This is a genomic window from Variovorax robiniae (assembly GCF_037889955.1).
GTDB classification, from domain to species: Bacteria; Pseudomonadota; Gammaproteobacteria; order Burkholderiales; family Burkholderiaceae_C; genus Variovorax; species Variovorax robiniae.
The window spans coordinates 560,182-580,755 of sequence record NZ_JBBKZS010000001.1; the positions used below are offsets into that span (position 1 = coordinate 560,182).

The window sequence follows — 20,574 nt, forward strand, 5'->3', positions numbered from 1 at the left end:
TCAGCTTCCGACCACTGTCCCGCTGACTTCTCCCAACCCGATCCGCGCCGCGCCATTGCGCTCGCAGTAGCCGCGTAACGTCAGCGTGTCGCCATCCTCGAGGAAGGCACGCACTTCGCCATTGGGTAGCGAAATCGGCTGCTTGCCACCCACGGTCAGTTCGAGCAGCGACCCGGCCTGGTCCGGCGCCGGGCCGGACAAGGTGCCCGAACCGAGCAAGTCGCCCGGCTGCAGGTTGCAACCATTGACCGTGTGATGCGCGATCAGTTGCGCCGGCGTCCAGTAGGCCGCGTCGCGCATGTCGGTCTGCGACAGCCGCACCGACGCTGCGCCCGCGTCGCGCATCTTCTTCGTCTGCAGCCAGGCTTCCAGCGTGATGTGAAAGCTGCCGCGCTCGCGGTTGGCCGGCGCATCGAGGTAAGGCAGAGGCTGCGGATCACCATCGGGCCGTTCGAAGGACCCGCGGAACGGTGCCAGTGCCTCCAGCGTCACCATCCACGGCGACACCGTGCTCGCGAAGTTCTTCGACAGGAAGGGCCCGAGCGGCTGGTATTCCCAGCCTTGCAGGTCGCGCGCGGACCAGTCGTTGAACAGCGTCACGCCGAACAGGTGCGACTCCGCTTCTGCGATCTGCACAGGCTCGCCCAGCGCATTGGCCCGGCCCACGAACCAGCCCAGTTCCAGTTCGTAGTCCAGGCGCAGGCTCGGCCCGAACACGGGTGCTGCCGCCGGGTCGGATCCGGCCGGCTTCGTCTGCCCCTTGGGTCGCTTGAACTGCTGCCCGCTCACGCCGATCGACGACGCACGCCCGTGGTAGCCGATGGGCACCCACTTGTAGTTGGGCAGCAGCGGGTTGTCCGGGCGGAACTGCTTGCCCACCGTCGTCGCGTGATGGACGCTGGTGTAGAAGTCGGTGTAGTCGCCGATGCGGCAAGGCACGGTCATCTCGACGTCGGCCTGCGCGTAAAGCGCGAGTTGCCATTCCTTCTCCTTCGGGCTGCCTTCGCGCAGGCTTTCCGACAGGCTCTTGCGCAAGGCGGCGCGCTCCTCGGCCGTGGCCGCCATGAGCAGGTTCATGTCGGCATGGTCGATCAGGTGCGCGGCCTCCAGGTCGAGCACGCGGTCGCCGATGGCCACGCCGATGCGGAACGCTTCCTTGCTGCCCTTCGGCCGGAAGCGCCCGAAGGGCAGGTTCTGGATCGGGAAGTCGCAGCCAGGCAGGTTGGCGGTCTGGACCCAGCTTCGCAGTTTCGGGTCGTGGGTTTCGTTGATGGCGTTCATGACTTGAATTGATCCTTGAGGCCGGCCCAGCAGTCGGCGTAGTCCTGGTCGAGTGAATTGCTTGACAGCGCCCATTGCGTGGGCAGGAAGCGGTAGCGGCTTTCGAACATGAAGGCCAGCGTGTTGTCGAGCTTCTGCGGCTTGAGGTCCGCGTTGCTGGCCTTGGTGAAGGCTTCCTCGTCCGGGCCGTGGGGCACCATGCAGTTGTGCAGGCTCGCGCCGCCGGGCTTGAAGCCGCCGGGCTTGGCGTCGTACTCGCCGTACACCAGCCCCATGAACTCGCTCATGAGGTTGCGGTGGTACCAAGGCGGACGGAAGGTGTCTTCCATCACCAGCCAGCGCGGCGGGAAGATGACGAAGTCGCAGTTGGCCGTGCCGGGCGTGTCGCTCGGCGAGGTGAGCACGGTGAAGATCGACGGGTCCGGATGGTCGAAGCTGATCGAGCCGATGGTCATGAAGTGCGCCGTGTCGTATTTCACCGGCGACAGGTTGCCGTGCCATGCGACCACATTGAAGGGCGAATGGCTGGTCGGTGCGCGCCAGAAGCGGCCGCCGGCCTTCTTGACGAGTTCATAGGCGCCCTCCTCCGTTTCGTAGGCAGCCACGGGCGCCTGGAAGTCGCGCGCATTGGCCAGGCCGTTGGAGCCGATCGGGCCCAGCTCCGGCAGTCGGAACTGCGCGCCGTAGTTCTCGCAGACATAGCCGCGCGAGACGCCCTCCGGCAGGCCGACCTTGAACACCACGCCGCGCGGCACCAGCGCAATCTCGCCGGGCTTCACTTCGAGCACGCCCATCTCGGTGGTGAGCACGATACGGCCTTGTTGCGGCACCAACAGCATCTCGCCATCGGCATTGACGAAGGCACGGCGCTCCATCGAGCGGCCCGCGATGTAGACGAGCGCGCCGATGCCGGTCTGCGCCTCGGCATCGCCATTCGCAGCCAGCGTCTGCATGCCGTCGATGAAGTCGACCTGCTCCGCACCATCCATCGGCATCGGGTGCCAGCGCATCGGTTCGGGCGGCAGTGGCACGCTGCGGTCGCCGCCGGTCTGCCAGCTCGACTGGGCATAGGGCGTGTAGCGACCGGCCACCACGGACGGCTGACGACGGTACATCCAGGTGCGCCGGTTCTCATGGCGCGGTGCGGTGAAGGCCGTGCCGGAGATCAGCTCCGGATAAAGGTCGAGGGGCGCGCGCTGCGGGCTGTTGCGGCCCTGCGGCAATGCGCCGGGCACGGCTTCGGTGGCGTATTCATTGCCGAAGCCGGTCTGGTAGGCGAGCGTTGTGGTCATTGGCTTTCTCTGAAGACGGAAAGTGGTTCACGCGCGCCGGGCCGCGGCGAACGCTTCGCGCAGCACCGGCATCGAGCCGATGTGGTTGGCCAGCAGCAGCACGAGGCGCGCGTTGAAGGCATGGCTCTCTTCGGCAGAGAGCCCTTGATGCGACTCGATCAGCGCCTCGTAGAAATCGTCGGGCACGTCGAGGTTGGACGCGGTGATGAGATGGGGTTGGGTGACTTGCAGCATGGTGATTCCTTCAGGCCCAGGCGAGCGCACGGTCCAGTGCGGCGCGGATGCCGGCGACGTCGGGCTCGCGCCAGCGCGCGCAGACGTGCTGGTCGGGTCGCAGCAGGTAGACGGTGCCGACTTCCGCGTCATAGCGTTGCGCGGCCAAGGCGTGCGCATCGTCGAGCGGCACCACCACGGTCGTCACCGGCACATGCGAAGCTGCCGATGCCTCGGCCACGGCGCGAGCGGCGCGGTCCGACTTCACGTCGATGCCGAACACCAGCGCCGTGAAAGCCTCGCCGCTGGAACGCTCCAGCAACCAGCCCGGGCTGCCGTCCTTGCGGACCAGCGGCGCGTCGGCAGCCACGGCGCCCGGCACCATGCGGCCGTTGAAGGCTTGCGCATCGGGCGTGTTCAACGCCGACGTATGAAGCGTCGCGGGCACCGAGAGACGGCCACTGTTGACCAGCCGCCGCGCGAAGGCATGTGACTTGGACAGCTCCAGCACCGCATCGCGAAACAGCTTGCTGACCTCGCTCTTGGGCGTGATGAAGTCGGTGGCGCGCGTCGAATTCAGGATGTTCTCGTCGGCGGCGTATTCGCGCTCCTGGCCGTAGCTGTCGAGCAGCGCGTCCGATGCCTGGCGTTGCAGCACGGCCGCCAGCTTCCAGGCCAGGTTCTCCGCATCCTGCACACCCGAGTTGGCGCCCCGCGCACCGAAGGGCGACACGCCATGCGCCGAGTCACCGGCGAACAGCACGCGGCCATGGCGGAACTTCTCCATGCGCAGGCAGGAGAAGGTGTAGACGCTGGCCCATTCGAGTTCGAACTGCGCGTCCTCGCCGAGCAGCGCCTTCACGCGCGGGATGATCTTCTCGGGCTTCTTCTCTTCTTCCGGGTCGGCGTCCCAGCCGATCTGGAAGTCGATGCGCCAGACGTTGTCGGGCTGCATGTGCAGCAGCACGCTCTGGTTGGGGTGGAACTCCGGGTCGAACCAGAACCAGCGCTCGGCGGGCCGGTCCATCTTCATCTTGACGTCGGCGATGAGGAAGCGGTCCTTGAACTGGCGGCCCTTGCTTTCCAGGCCCAGCAGTTGGCGCACGCTGGAACGGCCACCGTCGCAGGCGGCAACGTAGTCGGCCTCCAGCAGGTAGGGACCGTCGGGCGTCTCGACCGTCAGCGTCACATGGTCAGCGTGCTGCACCACGCCGGCCACCTTGTTCTTCCAGCGCAGGTCGATCAGCGGCAACTCGGCCGCGCGCTCGGCCAAGAAGCCCTCGACGTAGTACTGCTGCAGGTTGATGAAGGCCGGCCGCGAATGGCCTGCCTCTGGCAGCAGGTCGAAGCTGTAGACCTGCTCCTGCTTGAAGAAGACCTTGCCGACATTCCACGACACGCCCTTGGCGACCATGCGATCGCCGCAACCGAGTCGGTCGAAGATTTCCAGCGTGCGCTTGGCGAAGCAGATGGCGCGCGAGCCGGTGGAGAGCGTGTTGTCGTTGTCGAGCAAGACGACCGGCACGCTGCGCTGCGCCAGGTCGATGGCCAGCGCGAGGCCCACCGGGCCGGCACCGACCACGACCACGGGCCGACGCACAGGCTTGGCGGCATCCTGGTCCGCATGGCGCACGTAGTCGAACGCCAGCTTCTGGTAGTCGACGGCTTCCCCCTTGCGGGACGCAAGTTCGTTCAACTGCATGGTGCTTTTCTCCGATGGTGTGACGGCGGCGGCTCAGCCTTCGAGCGTCTTCCACATCTCGATGTCGCGCTCGGCCGTCCAAATGCGCGGGTTCGCGTACTGCGTGGCCTCGTCGTAGCAGCGCGTCACGTCGAAGGGCATGCAGTGGTCGAAGATGACCCAGTGGCCGTACTTGGGCTTGAGGGCGGCGAAGGTGTCCTTGTAGACCGCGTTCAGGTCCTTGCCGGCGGCGACGCCCTTCTGCACGTTCGAATACACATCGGCGATGAAGTCACGCGTTTCGCTCAGGCCCTTCGCCACTTCATCGGGCGTGGTCAATGCGGCGCCGCGGCCCGGCACCACGGCCTTGGGCTTGAGCGCGGCGATGTTGTCGAGCGTCTTCGGCCAGTCCTTGAAATAGGCGTCGCCGGCATACGGCGTGGCGCCGAACTCGACCAGGTCGCCCGACAGCAGCGCGCCCTCGCCCGGCAGCCACACGACCGTGTCGCCCTTGGTGTGGCCACGGCCGAGTTGCAGCAACTGCACTTCCAGTTTGCCCAGCCACAGCGTCATCTTGCCGGTGAAGGTCATGGTCGGCCAGGTCATGCCGGCCGGCACCGTCTCGACGTTCTGGAACAGGCGCGGAAAGCGGCCGATCTCGCTGGCCTTGTCCTGTTCGCCGCGCTCGACGATCAGGTCATAGGTGTCCTGGCTGGCGATGATCTGCTGCGGCTTGTAGGCGCTTGCGCCCAGCACGCGCACCGCGTGGTAGTGCGTGAGCACGACGTACTTGATCGGCTTGTCGGTCACCTCGCGAATGCGGCGGATCACGTCGGCGGCCATGGCCGGCGTGGCCTGGGTGTCGGCCACAAGCACCGCGTCGTCGCCAATGATGATGCCGGTGTTGGGATCGCCTTCGGCCGTGTAGGCCCAGGCGTGCTCGGAGATCTGGCTGAAGGTGACCTTCTTCTCTTCGAGGTCGGCTTGGGAGGCAAATTTCTTCGTGGCGGTCATCGGGGTGGGCTCCTGTTTGGTGTTTGTCTAAACCTAACTTATTTGCAATTATCCAATCAATGATTCGCACAGGACGAATCAATTTGTGAATGACGAATAGGTGATTACCCTTGGTTAGCGATGGTTCAACGTGTTTGTCGTTGTCTAATCCGAGCGATTGATGAGGGGTACGGACATGAGCGAAGAAGTCGAAACGCGCCAGCAACGCGGCATCCAGAGCGTCGAGGTGGGCGGCCAGTTGCTGCGCGCCCTGGTGCACCACGGCCGGCCGATGGCCCTGAGCGATCTCGCCCGCGAGGCGGACATGGCGCCGGCCAAGGCGCACCCCTACATGGTGAGCTTCGGCCGGCTGGGCTTGATCGAGCAGGATCCCGTCAGCGGCCAATATCTGCTCGGTCCGCTGGCATTGCAATTGGGGTTGATCGGGCTTCAGCAGAACAACCCGGTGCAGATCGCCTCGCCGCTGATCGACGCGCTGGCGGCGAGCATCGGCCAGACCGTGGCCATCGCGGTGTGGGGCGACCGAGGCGCGACCATCGTGCGGCTTGCGGAGTCGCCCGCCGCCGTGCATGTGGTGATGCGGCACGGCACCGTGTTCTCGCTGACTGATACCGCATCGGGCCGCCTTTTCGGCGCCTACATGGAGCCGGCGGTGGTGAAGCGCTTCCTGGAGGAGGAACGGGCGCGCCGCAAGCAGCGCGAGCGCGTTGGCACGGCACCGCAGCCCGGCATGCCGACCGCCGCACCGGTACCGACGTGGCGCGAATTCGAAGCGCATCTCGACGAGGTCAAGTGCCACGGCCTCAGCCGCTCGACCGGCGAGATCGTGCCCGGCGTCAATGCAATGGCGGCGCCGGTGTTCGACCACAAGGGCGCGATCGTGCTGGCGGTCACGGCGATCGGCGCGGCGGGCGTGTTCGACAGCGATTGGGATGGCGAGGTGGCGCGCGCACTCAAGGGCTGCGCACGCCAAGTCTCGCAGCGACTCGGCGCACCGGCGCCCTGAACTTCAAGCATGGCGCGGCGGCCAGCGAAACACGGCGTTGGCGGGAGGGGATCGTGAGGCGCATCGCGTTTGGTCAGGCAGTGGTCAGGTTCACAAGCAATCCGTCTTCTGCAAGACACTTTTATGCGCAAATGTTTGCGTGTACTCCGCTTTCCGCTGTCCACGCACAAGGGGTTCAGCACGTTGGGAATGGGAAAATCGGGAGATCGGCAGCCGGCCGTTTTTCCCGCCGCGCCCGCCCCCTGGACCCCCGATGTACCGCACCGATTCGACCCCGCCCGAACCCTCCCTTCCCTCCAGCGCCGACTCCCCCCACATCGTCCGCGGCCCGCAACGGCCAGAGTTCATCCGGACGGAAATCCTCGCGGACCTGTTCGAAGCCACCGCCGCAAGAATCCCCGGCCAGACGGCCTTGATCTTCGGCGAGCAGTCGCTGAGCTACGGAGAACTGGACCGGATGGCCGACCGGGCCGCGTCCCGGCTGATCGAAGGCGGCGTGCGCCCCGGCCGTATCGTGGGCCTGTGGCTGCCGCGCGGACTGGACCTGCTGGTGATGCAGCTGGCGATTGCCAAGACCGGTGCCGCCTGGTTGCCGCTGGATGCCGACACCCCCGTCGACCGCGTCGGCGTCTGCCTGGATGACGCCGATGCGGTGGGCATCGTGAGCTGCGATGAATTCGCGCCGAGGCTGGGCGCCGGTGGACGCCCGCTGTGGACCGCGCAGGCGCTGCTGGCCCTGCCCTTCGATACGGGCGCCGCACTGCGCCGCGAAGGCGCGCTGCCATCGCATCCGGCCTACGTGATCTACACCTCCGGCTCCACCGGCAAGCCCAAGGGCATCGCGATCACGCAGGGCAGCATCTGCCACTTCCTGCGCAGCGAGAACGCGCTGCTGGGCGTGCGGCAGGACGACAAGGTGTACCAAGGCTTCTCGGTTGCCTTCGACATGTCCTTCGAGGAGATCTGGATCAGCTACCTGGTTGGCGCCACGCTGTGGATCGCACCGAAGCTCATCGCGTCCGACCCCGAGGCCCTGCCCCGCGCGCTGATCGAGCACCAGGTCAGCGTGCTGCATGCCGTGCCGACCTTGCTGGCCCTGTTCGATCGCGACGTGCCCGGGCTGCGCATCATCAACCTCGGCGGCGAGATGTGTCCGGCATCGCTGGTCGAGCGCTGGGCCGTGGCCGGCCGGCAGGTGTTCAACAGCTACGGCCCGACCGAGGCGACCGTGTCGGCGAGCATGGCGGAACTGTCCGCCGGCGAACCCGTGACCATCGGCCAGCCGCTGCCCAACTACGCGATGCTGGTGATTGCGCCTGAGATGGCGCCCACCGGTCCGGTGTTGCTGCCACGCGGCGAAGTCGGCGAGTTGTGCATCACCGGCCCCGGCGTAGCCGCGGGCTACCTTGGCCGACCTGAACTGACGGCCGAGAAGTTCCTGCCCAACCCCTGGGCCGGCGACGCCAGCGAGGCGCGCCTCTACCGCACCGGCGACCTCGCGCGCATCGACGAGGAAGGCAATGTGCAGTGCCTGGGCCGCACCGACGACCAAGTCAAGATCCGCGGCTTCCGCGTGGAGCTCGGCGAGATCGAGGCCGTGCTGGCGCAGCAGCCGGGCGTCGGCACCGTGGCCGTGGTGCTGCGCGCCGTGGACGGCGTCGACCAGTTGATCGCGTTCCTGGTGGCCGAGAGCGGCGTTACGGTATCGGCCGCCGCACTGCGCACAGCGCTGGCCGAGCGCCTGCCGCCCTACATGGTGCCGGGCCGCTTCGAGGTGCTGCCGCAGATGCCGCGCCTGCCCTCCGGCAAGATCGACCGCAAGGTGCTCAAGGCGCAGCCACTGGCGGAAGCCGCGGCGTCCACGGAGGGCTCGGACACGCCGGAGTCGCCCACCGAGGCAGCCGTGTTCGCGGCCGTGTCCACCCTGTTCCCGGGTTTCGCGATCCGGCGCACCTCGGACTTCTTCGACGAACTCGGCGGCCACTCCCTGATGGCGGCGCGGCTCGCGACCACCTTGCGCGCCGATCCGCGCTTCACCAGCATCACGGTGCGCGACATCTACACCCACCGCACGGTCGGCGCCATCGCCGCCGCGCTGGAGGCCAGCAGCGTGCAGCCTGCCGAGCAGGTGCCCGACTGGACGCCGCCTTCCGCATGGCGCCGCTGGCGTTGCGGCCTGGCGCAAGCTGCCGCCATTCCGGGCCTGGTCGCGCTGCGCATGATGCAGTGGCTCGCACCCTTCTTCACCTACCACTTCTACACCGGCGGCCCGGACGATTCGATTCCGTTCGCGGTCACGATGTCCATCGTCGCCTTCCTCGCCACCACGATCCTGGAGTTCGCCATTGCGATCGGAGGCAAGTGGCTGATCGCCGGTCGGTTGAAGCCGGGCCGCTATCCGCTCTGGGGCCTCACCTACTTCCGCTGGTGGCTGGCCGACCGGCTGTGCGATGCGGCGCCGACCTATTTCATCAGCGGGTCGTCGCTGCATTCCTGGTGGCTGCGTGCCTTGGGTGCGCGCATCGGGAGGGACGTGATGATCGGCTCGGTCAAGGTGCGCGCGCCGGACCTGCTCTCGGTGGGCGATGGCGCCAGCATCGGCAACGCGGTCAACCTGGAGAACGCGCGGGTGTTCTGCGGCGAGTTGCTGATCGGCCCGATCGCGATCGGCGCCGAGGCGCACATCGGCTCCTATGCCGTGCTGGAAGGCAACACCTCCGTCGGCGACTGGGGCCATCTCGATGGCCAGTCCGCACTCGCCGACGGCCAGGCCATGCCGGCCCGGCGCGTCTGGAGCGGGGCCCCGGCACGCGACATGGGGGCCTTCGATCCGGCGACGCTGCGGGCACGCCTGCCCGTCACATCGCGCCGCCTGCTCGGCGAGGGCGTGTTCTTCGTCCTGGGCGCCATGCTGGTGGCCGCGCTGTTCTTCCTGCCAGTGTTCCCGACCTTCATGCTGATCGACTGGCTGGACCCCAGCGAAGGCGCGACCTGGGAAGCCTCCAACTCGGCCTTGCTGATCTTCAAGTACTTCGGCCTGGCGCTGCTGGCCAGCCCGGTGATGATCGTGCTGACGGCGCTGGTCTCGGCCGGCATCCGCTGGAGCGTGCTGCCGCGGCTGAAGAGCGGCAGCTGGCCGGTGCACAGCAACGTCTACTGCGGCAAGTGGCTGGTCAACCAGATCCAGGAATCGAGCCTGCAAGTGCTGCATGGTGTGTATGCCACGCTGTTCGCACCCATGTGGTACCGCCTGCTGGGCGCCAAGGTGGGTCGCAATGCCGAAATCTCCACGGCACTCGGCGTGGTGCCGGACATGCTCACGCTGGGCGACGGCACTTTCATAGCGGACGCAGTGCTGCTGGGCGACGAGGAGATCGACGGCGGCTGGCTGACGATGCAGCCGACCACCGTCGGCCGCCGCAGCTTCATCGGCAACGGCGCCTACATCCCGGACGGCACCACGGTGCCGGAGAACGTGCTGATCGGCGTGCTGGGCCGCGCGCCCGATGCGGCGGTCATGCAAAGCGGCGAGACCTGGCTCGGCTCGCCCGCGCTGCGCCTGCCGGCGCGCGAAGTGGTCACGGGGCATCCGGAATCGGTCACCTTCAATCCCTCGCCGTTGCGGCGGCTCGGGCGCGGGCTGGTCGAGGCCTTCCGCATCGTCGTTCCGCACGCCATCGTGATCGCCACGGGCTACAGCATCGTGCAGGCGGTCATGCCCGCGGCTGCGCGGGACGACTGGGGCGCGGTGATCGGTTACCTGACGCTCGACGGGCTGATCTTCGGCCTGTCGACCTTCGTGTTCGTGGCCTTGTTCAAGTGGCTGTTCCTGCGCCGCTACAAGCCGCTTGCCAAGCCGATGTGGACGCCCTTCGTCTGGCTGTCCGAGGCGGCGACGAACATCTACGAGGGCATCGCGGTGCCCAACTTCATGAACTACCTGCGCGGCACGCCATGGCTGCCGATTGCCTTCAACCTGCTGGGCGCGCGCATCGGCCGCGGGGTGTACCTGGACACCACCGACCTGACCGAGTTCGACTGCGTGCGCATCGGCGCCTACAGCGAGCTGAACGCGCAGTGCTGCCCGCAGACCCACCTGTTCGAGGATCGGGTGATGAAGGTGCATCACGTGAACATCGGCTCGCGCGTGAACATCGGGCCGCGCAGCATCGTGCTGTACGGCGCGGTGGTGCACGACGGCGCGCAACTGGGGCCGCTGACGCTGGTGATGAAGGGCGAGAGCATTCCGCCGGCATCGCGGTGGAGTGGGAATCCGGCGATGCCCGTGCGCGCAGCCTGACTCTCTCTTACCCCCTCACCCCTTGGGAGAGGGTCGGGGTGAGGGCACTGGGCCGTTGAACTGGGCGAGGCGGTGGACAGGCCCATGCCCCTCACCCCAGTCCTCTCCCCAGCGGGGAGAGCGAGCCAAACCCCGGCGCGGAGTATGGCAAGCTCCATCGGCCAACAACAAGTGCGCACCATGCAGCCAGACAAGCCCCACGTCAGACGCGCCTCACACGGCCCGGTCAGCATCGTCACGCTCGACCGCCCGGAGCGTCTCAATGCCATCGGTGCACGGCTGTTGCAGGACTTCCATGAAGCCTTGCTCGCCGCCCATGCCGACCCGCAGACGCGCGTGATCGTCCTGACCGGCGCGGGGCGCGCCTTCTGCGCCGGAGACGACCTCAAGGAATTCAGCGAGCAGTCCGCGAGCAACGAGTCCGTCGCCGAGATGGGTCGGCGCGTGCAGCAGATCACGCGCGACATCATGTTCGGCCCCAAGCTCGTGATCGGCGCTGTGCACGGCTATGCGGTAGGGGCGGGCTTCGAATGGGTGTTCAACTGCGACATGGTGGTGGCCGCCGACGACCTGGTCGCGTTCTTTCCGGAGATGGCGCTGGGCCAGTTCGTGACGGGTGGCGTGACACACTTGCTGCCACGGCTTGTCGGGCAGCAGCGCGCGGTGGAACTGATCGTGCTGGGCGAACGGTTGGGAGCAAACACCTTGCAGCAGCTGGGGCTTGTCAATCGCGTGGTGCCGCGCGATGCCGTGTTGTCGACTGCACTGGAACTGGCCGGGCACGTCGCGGAACGCTCCCGGACGGCGACCTTGCAACTCAAGAAGGTCATGACGTCGCAATTGCGGACGCAACTGGAAAGCGCGCTCGACCTGGAGGAGCAGGCGGCGATGGCCTGCTTCTCGAACCCCGACACCGCGGCGCGGGTCGAGGCGTTCGTTCAGCGAGGCAAAGCTTCGTAGAGCTCCGGGCTCCCTTGCTACGATGAGGCGCAAAAGGAGCACACCATGCGCACAGGCCTCTTCCTTCTTGCTGGCTTCCTGCTGCTCGCGGCGACCGTCATCGTCGCCAAGCTGTTTTCCGAGAACTTCCAGAATGCGGCATCCGTGGCGATCACGACATTCGTCGCGCTCTGGCTTGCGCTGACCTCGTTCAACATGTGGGTCGGAGTCAGCAAAGCGGGCTACGGCGTCGCGGAGGAACTGCCTGTGTGGCTCGTTTTGTTTGGTGTGCCGGCGGTGGTTGCGATCGTGTTGAAGTGGAAGGCCTTGTAGCGGGGACGATTGCAGGGGCTGGGCGTGCTTGAAGGCTGATGCCCCTGCCCTCTCCCGGAGGGAAAGGGAGTGAAGTCAAGCGCTAACTCGGCAGCTTGAACAGGCTGGTCGCTTCGAGGTCCAGCACCATCAGGCCGTGCTGGTTGAACAGCATCCAGCGCCAATCCAGGATGCCCAGCGCCTTGCCGCTGCGCGAGGCGCGCACGGCGAGCACTTCCGCCTCCAGACGCAAGACATCGCCGGGTCGCACCGGCTTGGGCCACTTCACGTACTTGAGCCCCGGCGACGCAAAGGACTCCGAGCCTGCGAGCACGTTGTCGGCGATCAGGCGCATGGCAATCGCACAGGTATGCCAGCCGCTCGCGATCAGTCCCTGGAACGGCCCTTCTTCGGCGGCGGCCGGATCGGTGTGGAACCACTGCGGATCCCAGGCGCGTGCGAAGGACAGGACCTCTTCTTCCGTGACCTGGACAGGCCCTGCCTCGAGCACCTGGCCGACGTGGAATTCAGCGAACTTCATGCCCTCGCATCGTAGGGCCTGGCTCAATAGGTCTCGAGGTGCAGCCGCCCTTCCGACTTCAGGCTGCCGCCGATGGCATCCCAATCCAGGCCGGCTTCCGTGGCCACGTCGCGCAATGCCAGCACCACGCCCTCTTCCATGCTCTTGAGGCCGCACACGTAGAAGTGCGACTGGCCATCCTTCAGCAACTCGACCAGGTCGGCCGCGCGCGCGCGCATCATGTCCTGCACATAGCGCTTGGGCTGGCCCGGCGTGCGAGAGAACGCGAAGTTGATGTCGATGAAGTCCTTGGGCAGCGTCTGCAGGGGGCCGAAGTACGGCAGTTCCTGCTGCGTGCGTGCGCCGAAGAACAGCAGCAACTTGCCGCCCTCGAACTTGCCGCTCTTGCGCAGGCGCCGTCGCCATTCAGTCATGGCGCGCATCGGTGCGCTGCCGGTGCCGGTGCAGATCATGACGATGTGCGACCTGGGATGGTTCGGCATCAGGAAGGACGCGCCGAAGGGGCCGACCACCTGGACCTTGTCACCCACTTTCAGATCGCAGACATAGTTGCTCGCGACACCGCGCACGGGCTTGCCCTGATGGTCTTCCGTGACGCGCTTGACCGTGAGGGAGACGTTGTTGTAGCCGGGCCGCTCGCCGTTGCGCGGGCTGGCGACGGAGTACTGGCGCGCGAAATGCGGTTTGCCATTGGCATCGGTTCCGGGCGGGATGATGCCGAGCGACTGGCCTTCGAGCACCGGGAAAGGCATCGCGCCGAAGTCGAGCACGATGTGGTGGGTCTGGTTCTCGAAGCCGGCTTCGGTGCAGTTGAAGTTGCCGACCACGGTGGCGGTGGTGGGCTTCTTCGGCGGGTGCAGGTTGGTGTAGGCGTGTGCGGCGGACCAGGGAGGAACGGTGGCGCCGTATTGGGCTGAATTGAAGACGGACTCGCCGGGTTCGGAGGGCGGCTGCGGTGCTGCAGCCGTCGCGGGTTGCACGGGCTCGTCGACGCTCGACACACCTTCGGCTTCGAGTTGTTCGGGAGTCAGCTCTGCGGGCAGTTCGTCCCAGGTGAGTTGCTCTTCGATGGAATAGGCGCGAACCAGGGGCATGGTGCGCCAGTTGTCGATCGAGCCCGTGGGGCACGGTGAGATGCAGGCCATGCAACTGTTGCAAACGTCGGCGCGCACGACGTAGTTGCGGTCGTCGTGCGTGATGGCGCCGACCGGGCAGGTGGCCTCGCAGGTGTTGCAGCGGATGCAGATCTCGGGGTCGATCAAGTGCTGCTTGATGACGTTGACTTCGCTCATGTTCATCGTGTGTCTCCTTGAGTCCTTCTTCGAGCCCTCCCCTCCCGGGGGAGGGTTGGGAGGGGGCAAGCGGCGGTTGTCTTGGGTGCGCCGTGTGCCCCCATCCCTGCCTTCCCCCAAAGGGGGAAGGAGTCAATACCACTTAGCCGAAGCGGACGTATTCGAAGTCGACGGGCTGGCGGTTGATGCCCATCACCGGCGGTGCGATCCAGCCTGCGAACTTGCCGGGTTCGATGACGCGGCCCATCAGCGATGCGACGAAGGCGAAGTCGTCCGAAGTCGGCAGCCATTCGCTCTTCTTCGCAGCCCATTCCTGCTCGTTGACGACGCGGCCTTCCGGCGACATCTTGATGCCGGCGAGCGCGCCGATCTGTCGATTGAAGGCCTTGTGCGGCACCGTGAGTCGGGTCGGGATGCCAGCCTTTTCCAGCACCTTGTTCCAGCGGCCGACACCGGCCACCGAGTCCTTGATGAAGTCGTCGCGCAGCACTTCGTTCAGTGCGTTGAGCATCGGCACTTCCTTCTCCAAGAGCTGGCCGTCCTTGACCTCCAGCACCTTGTAGGTCTGGCCCTTGAGGATGTGGTCGTCGGTGCGCTTGCCTTCCTCGTAGCGGCCCTTGAGGCCGGAGCTGTAGAAGGTGGCGGCGTTGCTCGACTGGTCGGCGCCGAACAGGTCGATGGTCACGCTGTAGTGGAAGTTCAGGTAGCGCTGGATCGTGCCGAGGTCGATGGCGCCTGCAGCACGCACCTTCTGCGGATCGTCGGTCTTCAGCTCGTTCATCACGGCCGCGGTGCGCGACAGCACGCGCGAGACGCCGCTCTCGCCGACGAACATGTGGTGCGCTTCTTCCGTCAGCATGAACTTCGTGGTGCGGGCCAGCGGATCGAACGCACTCTCCGCCAATGCGGACAGCTGGAACTTGCCATCGCGGTCCGTGAAGTAGGTGAACATGAAGAAGGCCAGCCAGTCGGGCGTCTTCTCGTTGAAGGCGCCGAGGATGCGCGGGTTGTCCACGTCGCCGGACTGGCGGTGCAGCAGCGCTTCCGCCTCTTCGCGACCATCGCGGCCGAAGTGCTTGTGCAGCAGGTAGACCATCGCCCACAGGTGGCGGCCTTCTTCCACGTTGATCTGGAACAGGTTGCGCATGTCGTACATCGACGGCGCGGTGAGGCCAAGGTGGCGTTGTTGCTCGACCGAGGCCGGCTCGGTGTCGCCCTGCGTCACGATGATGCGGCGCAGGTTGGCGCGGTGCTCGCCGGGCACGTCCTGCCAGGCCTTCTCGCCCTTGTGGTCGCCGAAGTGGATCTCGCGGTTGGCATCGCCCGGGTTCAGGAAGATGCCCCAGCGGTAGTCGCGCATCTTCACGTGGCCGAACTGCGCCCAGCCTTGCGGGTCGACGCTCACGGCCGTGCGCAGGTAGACGTCGTAGTTGGTCGAGCCGTCCGGGCCCACGTCGTCCCACCAGTTGATGAAGTTCGGCTGCCAGCCTTCCAGCGCGCGCTGCAGCGTGCGGTCCTCGCCGAGGTTGACGTTGTTGGGGATCTTCTCGCTGTAGTTGATCGTGCTCATCGTGCTTCCTTGGGTTTGTTCTTTAGACGCGATTCAGGTCGAAGCCGGCCTTCTGGCCGGTGCCGTAGACCTTGAGCGCACCCTTCTCGCCGACGGCGTTCGGGCGGTTGAAGATCCAGTTCTGCCAGGCAGTGAGGCGACCGAAGATGCGTGTGTTCATGTTCTCGCGCTGTGCGAATCGCAAGTTGGCTTCCAGGCCCGTCAGCGAGTCGGGCGACATGGCGGCGCGCTCTTCCATCGCGATGCGGATCTCGTCGGCCCAGTCGATATCGTCAGGGGCCATGGTGACGAGGCCCAGCTTCAATGCCTCATCGGCGTCCAGTTCCTGGCCGATGCTGGCGCGGGCTGCGGCCAGCGGCGCTTCTTCCTCGTAGAAGCGGCGCTGCAGCCGGCTCTGGTCATTGACCATCGGCAGCTTGCCGAAGTTGAGTTCGTTGAGCGAGAGCTTGGGCGCATGCTCCGGATCGTCCGGCAGCGCGAGCATGTAGGCGCGGTCGGCGGCGAAGGCCAGTTCGGCCAGGGTGCCGGCGAAGCAGGAGTCGGAGTCGATCAGCGTGAACAGGCTGCGCGAGGACACGTCCAGGCGGGCCAGCGTGCGGCGCAGCAGGCCGATCGTCTCGCGCACGAACCAGTGGCCTTTGTTGGCCAGCATGGTGGCGTCGCTGGCCAGCACGGCCGCCGGGTCGCCCTTGGTCTTGAGCACCCAGGTGCCGATGTTCAGCTCATTGGTGCGCATGCAGAGGATGGCGTCGTCCAGTTCGCGCGCCATCGCGAAGGGCCACCACGAGGCGCCCGCGGACTCGATGCCGGCGATGTCGGTGGGCTGCGCGCCCACGGGCGCGTGCACCGTGAAAGTGGCGGAGCGCCCTGCCCGGTCGATCTCGACCTGCACATGCTTGTAGCGCAGGCTGTTCTCTCCGTCCTCGCGCTCGATGCGGGTCAATTCGACGCCCTGGGCATCGGCCGGGCGATCGCTCTTTTCGCCGAGTTCGACCGCGCGTTGCTGCACGGTGGCCGCGAACTGCGCGGGCTTCACCACCTTGTCGACCAGGCGCCAGTCGACCGCGCGCTGGCCGCGCACACCTTCGACACTGGTGCAGAAGATGTCGGCCAGGTCGTGGCGCACATGCCGCTTGTCGGTGACCCGCGTGAGGCCGCCGGTGCCGGGCAGCACGCCGAGCAGCGGGACTTCGGGCAGCGACACGGAAGAAGACCGGTCGTCCACCAGGTAGATCTCGTCGCAGGCCAGGGCCAACTCGTAGCCGCCGCCGGCGCAGGCACCATTCACCGCGGCCAGGAACTTGATGCCGGAGTGCTTCGACGTGTCCTCGATGCCGTTGCGCGTCTCGTTGGTGAACTTGCAGAAATTGACCTTCCAGCTGTGGCTGGACACGCCCAGCATGAAGATGTTGGCGCCGGAACAGAAGATGCGGTCCTTGTCGCTGGTCACGATGACCGAGCGCACTTGCGGATGCTCGAAGCGCACGCGGTTGAGCGCGTCGTTCAACTCGATGTCGACGCCCAAGTCGTAGCTGTTGAGCTTGAGCTTGTAGCCGGGGCGGATGCCGCCGTCTTCGGCGATGTCGAGCGACAGTCGGGCCACCGCGCCATCGACGCTGAGCTTCCAGTGGCGGTATTGGGTCGGGTCGGTGCGGTAGTCCACGGATGCCGGCACGGTGGCGGTTTCAGTCATGTCGAGGTCTCCTGGTGCGGTGGGTTTGAGAATAATAATGCATGTGACGGATTTTATTTTCCGCCATGACATGCATCATTATGCATGTTTGTAGCGGCGTCAAGCGATGCATCGCCCCTTTACAAGTTGTGACGTCCAACGTCTTTCAGGCGGCTTCCGCGAGGCTTTCCCGAACCGCCGCGCGCAAGGCCTGGAAGCTCTGCGCCAGGTCGCGCCCCGAGGTGTCGACCACCATGTCGGCCTTGGAATAGAAGGCGGCGCGACCGGCCAGGATGCGACGCAGGTCGTCCATCGCCTCCTTGCTGGCGGCCATCGGACGGGTGTCGCCTTGCGCGGCGACGCGGCCCATGTGCTCCTCGGGCGCGGCCTGCAACCAGACGGTGGCACAGTGGGCCAGCAACTGGTTGAAGGTCGCCGGGTCGGAGACGATGCCGCCCGGCGTGGCGATCACCACTTCGCTGTAGATCTGCACCGTTTCCTCCAGCGCCCGGCGCTCGTATCGGCGGTAGGCGTTGGTGCCGTAGAGATCGTGGATCTCGCGCACGCTGCAGCCGGCGACCTTCTCGATCTCGCGGCTCAGCTCGATGAAGGGCACTTCCAGGTCGTCGGCGAGCATCTGCCCCAGTGTGGACTTGCCGGCGCCACGCAGGCCGATCAACGCGATGCGCCGATTGCGCGACGCGTCGACAGACGACGAATCCAGCAATTCGCCGAGAGCGATGCGCGCCCGGCGCAAGTCGGCCTCGCCGCGCCGCTCCAGCAACTCGCGGATCAAGAGCCACTCCGGTGAACTGGTCGTCACGTCGCCGACCAGTTCGGCCAGCGAGCATTGCAGCGCGCCGGCGACCTGCTGCAGCACCAGGATCGAGGCATTGCCGGTGCCGTATTCCAGATTGGCCAGGTGCCGCTCGGACACGTCGGCGGCCACCGCGACGGCCTTGCGTGTCAGGCCGCGGCGTGCACGCAGGTTGCGCACGCGTTCGCCGAGCGCCACCAGCAGCGGATTCTTCGACGCCTCGTCCACCACGCTCACGGTTTCGTGGGCTCGCTCATTCATGTCCGGTCCTTCGGCCTTGCGGGAAATCTTGGGGTTAACACCATTCATGCACTATATTGCTTGACAGCGTTTCGATGCGTGCGTATTGTTCCTCACAGGCAAGATACTGCACATGGCGAGTTGCCGCAAGGCGCCAGGCGACGAAGTTGCAACACCACCCACGAGACCCACGATGTCCAAGGAATCCTTTCACCAGCTTGTCGCGGGCCTGACGACGGAGATCGCGGGCCGTCCGCTAGATACCGAGCTCGACACCTGGCTCAACGCCCACCACGGCGCCGGCACCGCCAGCTTCGATTCGCTGAAGCAAGCCTGCATCGAAGGCGTGGCGGAAGGCTGGCTGTGCGAGCGCGAAGGCGGTGGCATCCGCTACGGGCGCGTGTTCAAGGCAGAGGATGCGCTGCATCGCTTCTCGGTCGACGTGGTCGACATGCGCGACATCGCCGGGCCGCACCACAGCCATCCCAATGGAGAGATCGACCTGATCATGCCGCTGGAGGGCGACGCAACCTTCGATGGGCGGCCGGCCGGCTGGTGCGTCTATCCGCCCGGCAGCGCGCACTTCCCGACGGTGGGCGCGGGCCGCGCGCTGGTGCTCTACCTTCTGCCCGAGGGCCAGATCCAGTTCACCCGCTGAAGCACAACGGACCGAGGAGACAAGAACAATGAGCCTGCCCCCGAACTTCAATTTCGCCGAGCACCTGTTCGCGCTGAACCGAGGCCGCGCGCAGAAGGTCGCCTATGTCGACGACCACGGCACGATGACCTATGGCGAGCTCGAAGCGCGCGCCCGGCAACTCGCATCGGCGTTGCTGGCCGCGGGCATCCAGCGCGAAGACCGCGTACTGCTGCTGCAACTCGACAGCAACGATTGGCCGGTCAGCTTCCTCGGCAGCCTGTACGCGGGCATCGTGCCGGTCGCGGTGAACACGCTGCTGACGGCGGACGACTACGCCTACATGCTCGACCACTGCAGCGCGAAGGCCGCGCTGGTGTCGGGCGCGTTGCTGGGGGTGCTGCAGCAGGCGATGGCGAAGGGGCCGCACCAGGTGCGGCAGTTGTTCGTGTCGCATCCCGTGGGCGACCTGCCGGCCGGCGCTGCGCGTATCGACGAAGTGATCGCCACGGCCGAGCCGCTTTCGGCGCCCGCCGCCACCGCGCCGCAGGACCACGCGTTCTGGCTCTACTCCTCCGGATCGACCGGCCGCCCCAAGGGCACGGTGCATACCCATGCCAACCCGTGGTGGACGGCGGAGCTGTTCGGCAAGCCGGTGCTCGGGCTGACGGAGGACGACGTCTGCTTCTCCGCGGCAAAGCTGTACTTTGCCTATGGCCTGGGCAACGCCCTCACCTTCCCGCTCTCGGTCGGCGCGACCGTGGTGCTCATGGCCGAGCGGCCCACGCCCGATGCCACCTTCAAGCGCTGGACCGCCGACGGCATCCGCCCGACGGTTTTCTTCGGTGCGCCGACCGGCTTCGCGGGCATGCTCGCCTCGCCCGGGCTGCCGGCGCGCGACAAGGTGGCGTTGCGCATGTGCTCATCGGCCGGCGAGGCGCTGCCCGGCGAGATCGCACAACGATTCAAGGCGCACTATGGCTGCGAGATCATCGATGGCATCGGTTCGACCGAGATGCTGCATGTCTTCATCTCGAACCGGCCCGGCGACATCCGCTACGGCACCACCGGCAAGCCGGTCGAGGGCTACGAGATCGAACTGCGCGGGGAGGATGGCAAGCCGGTGGCCGTCGGCGAAGTCGGCGACCTCTACATCAAGGGGCCGAGCGCGGCGCTGATGTACTGGGGCAATCCCGAGAAAACGCGCGACACCTTCCATGAAGGCTGGACCAAGAGCGGCGACAAGTACTCGCGCGACGCCGATGGCTACTACACCTACGCGGGGCGCAGCGACGACATGTTGAAGGTCAGCGGCATCTATGTGTCGCCCTTCGAGGTCGAGTCGACACTGATGCTGCATCCGGCTGTGCTCGAGGCCGCGGTGATCGGCAAGGAAGACGCGGATGGGTTGACCAAGACCAAGGCGTATGTGGTGCTGAAGGCGGGGCAGTCGGTGAGCGATGACGAGCTCAAGACCTTTGTGAAGGAACGGCTGGCGCCGTACAAGTACCCGCGGTTCATCGAGTTCATCGAGGAGTTGCCGAAGACGGCGACGGGGAAGATTCAGCGATTCCGGCTGCGCGAGAAGGAACGCGCATGAGCCTCGAGTTCTCTTCACTCTCCCTGCGGGAGAGGGCCCCGTCTTGTTCCCTCTCCCTCCGGGAGAGGGTCAGGGTGAGGGCTCCGGGCCTTTGCAATCGCACCACCTCATCCACCGCCCAGTGCCCTCACCCCAGCCCTCTTCCAAAGGGAGAGGGAGTGAAGAGG

Annotated in this window: 16 protein-coding genes; 6 read left to right on the forward strand and 10 right to left on the reverse strand. The window is 66.3% G+C overall.

What is annotated here, in order from left to right; genetic code table 11:
- Genes fahA through WKW79_RS02405 form a run of 5 tightly spaced genes read right to left on the reverse strand, consistent with a single transcriptional unit; the run spans position 1 to position 5,481 of the window.
- A complete protein-coding gene (fahA, locus tag WKW79_RS02385) occupies positions 1–1,281 on the reverse strand; it encodes a fumarylacetoacetase (protein WP_340333489.1) in 1,281 nt (426 codons plus the stop codon).
- Entirely contained in the window at positions 1,278–2,573 is a 1,296-nt protein-coding gene (gene hmgA / locus WKW79_RS02390; protein WP_340333490.1) for a homogentisate 1,2-dioxygenase, read from the reverse strand. The genes fahA and hmgA overlap by 4 nt, the downstream gene beginning before the upstream one ends.
- 27 nt (positions 2,574–2,600) lie before the next feature.
- On the reverse strand, positions 2,601–2,807 hold the full coding sequence (locus tag WKW79_RS02395; RefSeq protein WP_340333491.1) for a DUF2783 domain-containing protein: 207 nt from the start codon (positions 2,805–2,807) through the stop codon (positions 2,601–2,603).
- 10 nt (positions 2,808–2,817) lie between these two features.
- Positions 2,818–4,488: an FAD-dependent oxidoreductase gene (locus WKW79_RS02400; RefSeq protein WP_340333492.1), complete on the reverse strand. Its 1,671-nt coding sequence runs from the start codon at positions 4,486–4,488 to the stop codon at positions 2,818–2,820.
- Positions 4,489–4,521: 33 nt separating this feature from the next.
- Entirely contained in the window at positions 4,522–5,481 is a 960-nt protein-coding gene (locus WKW79_RS02405; RefSeq protein ID WP_340333493.1) for an MBL fold metallo-hydrolase, read from the reverse strand.
- Positions 5,482–5,656: 175 nt separating this feature from the next.
- Here WKW79_RS02405 and WKW79_RS02410 point away from each other — a divergent pair, with 175 nt between their 5' ends.
- The 4 genes from WKW79_RS02410 (at position 5,657) to WKW79_RS02425 (ending at position 12,059) form a co-directional block, all read left to right on the forward strand.
- Positions 5,657–6,487, forward strand: a complete 831-nt coding sequence (locus tag WKW79_RS02410; protein ID WP_340333494.1) for an IclR family transcriptional regulator — start codon at positions 5,657–5,659, stop codon at positions 6,485–6,487.
- A 253-nt stretch (positions 6,488–6,740) separates the two neighbouring features.
- Positions 6,741–10,787: a Pls/PosA family non-ribosomal peptide synthetase gene (locus tag WKW79_RS02415; protein ID WP_340333495.1), complete on the forward strand. Its 4,047-nt coding sequence runs from the start codon at positions 6,741–6,743 to the stop codon at positions 10,785–10,787.
- A gap of 180 nt (positions 10,788–10,967) precedes the next feature.
- Positions 10,968–11,747 carry an enoyl-CoA hydratase/isomerase family protein gene (locus WKW79_RS02420; RefSeq protein ID WP_340333496.1) on the forward strand — a complete coding sequence of 260 codons (780 nt, stop codon included), beginning with the start codon at positions 10,968–10,970 and terminating at the stop codon, positions 11,745–11,747.
- A gap of 45 nt (positions 11,748–11,792) precedes the next feature.
- On the forward strand, positions 11,793–12,059 hold the full coding sequence (locus WKW79_RS02425) for a hypothetical protein (RefSeq protein WP_340333497.1): 267 nt from the start codon (positions 11,793–11,795) through the stop codon (positions 12,057–12,059).
- An 82-nt stretch (positions 12,060–12,141) separates the two neighbouring features.
- On the opposite strand, the gene WKW79_RS02430 is transcribed toward WKW79_RS02425, so the two are convergent.
- From WKW79_RS02430 to WKW79_RS02450, 5 genes are all read right to left on the reverse strand, one after another.
- The gene (locus tag WKW79_RS02430; protein WP_340333498.1) at positions 12,142–12,579 is read right to left on the reverse strand and encodes a MaoC family dehydratase; all 438 of its coding nucleotides are present in this window, start codon (positions 12,577–12,579) and stop codon (positions 12,142–12,144) included.
- Positions 12,580–12,602: 23 nt separating this feature from the next.
- Positions 12,603–13,877: a benzoyl-CoA 2,3-epoxidase subunit BoxA gene (boxA, locus tag WKW79_RS02435; RefSeq protein ID WP_340333499.1), complete on the reverse strand. Its 1,275-nt coding sequence runs from the start codon at positions 13,875–13,877 to the stop codon at positions 12,603–12,605.
- Positions 13,878–14,013: 136 nt separating this feature from the next.
- Positions 14,014–15,441 (reverse strand): benzoyl-CoA 2,3-epoxidase subunit BoxB, encoded by a 1,428-nt coding sequence (boxB, locus tag WKW79_RS02440; RefSeq protein ID WP_340333500.1) that lies wholly within the window; start codon positions 15,439–15,441, stop codon positions 14,014–14,016.
- A 22-nt stretch (positions 15,442–15,463) separates the two neighbouring features.
- On the reverse strand, positions 15,464–17,134 hold the full coding sequence (gene boxC, locus WKW79_RS02445; RefSeq protein WP_340333501.1) for a 2,3-epoxybenzoyl-CoA dihydrolase: 1,671 nt from the start codon (positions 17,132–17,134) through the stop codon (positions 15,464–15,466).
- A gap of 145 nt (positions 17,135–17,279) precedes the next feature.
- Positions 17,280–18,191: a helix-turn-helix transcriptional regulator gene (locus WKW79_RS02450; RefSeq protein ID WP_340333502.1), complete on the reverse strand. Its 912-nt coding sequence runs from the start codon at positions 18,189–18,191 to the stop codon at positions 17,280–17,282.
- A gap of 172 nt (positions 18,192–18,363) precedes the next feature.
- Here WKW79_RS02450 and WKW79_RS02455 point away from each other — a divergent pair, with 172 nt between their 5' ends.
- Together WKW79_RS02455 and WKW79_RS02460 are read left to right on the forward strand one after the other, a co-directional pair.
- Complete coding sequence (locus WKW79_RS02455; protein ID WP_340333503.1) at positions 18,364–18,828, forward strand: 4-hydroxylaminobenzoate lyase; 465 nt, start codon at positions 18,364–18,366, stop codon at positions 18,826–18,828.
- Positions 18,829–18,856: 28 nt separating this feature from the next.
- A complete protein-coding gene (locus tag WKW79_RS02460) occupies positions 18,857–20,407 on the forward strand; it encodes a benzoate-CoA ligase family protein (protein WP_340333504.1) in 1,551 nt (516 codons plus the stop codon).
- Positions 20,408–20,574 lie beyond the last annotated feature (167 nt).